1 protein-coding gene is annotated in these 251 nt (G+C 62.2%); it reads left to right on the top strand.

Going from position 1 to position 251, the window contains the following annotated elements; all coding sequences use genetic code 11:
• The coding region (locus tag ACV22V_RS32725) for an EF-Tu C-terminal domain-related protein (protein WP_448016877.1) at positions 1 to 251 on the top strand (251 nt) is incomplete at both ends.

The raw sequence follows: 251 nt of genomic DNA, 5'->3' as shown, positions 1-251 counted from the left end.
GCTGAAGTGTACGTGCTGAGCAAGGACGAAGGCGGCCGTCACACGCCGTTCTTCAACAACTACCGTCCGCAGTTCTACTTCCGTACGACGGACGTGACGGGCTCGATCGAGCTGCCGAAGGACAAGGAAATGGTGATGCCGGGCGACAACGTGTCGATCACGGTGAAGCTGATCGCTCCGATCGCGATGGAAGAAGGTCTGCGCTTCGCAATCCGCGAAGGCGGCCGTACCGTCGGCGCCGGCGTCGTCGC

The organism is Burkholderia sp. AW33-5 (assembly GCF_053427615.1).
The sequence above is the reverse complement of the archived record's forward strand: the minus strand, read 5'-3'. Positions and strand labels throughout refer to the sequence as shown.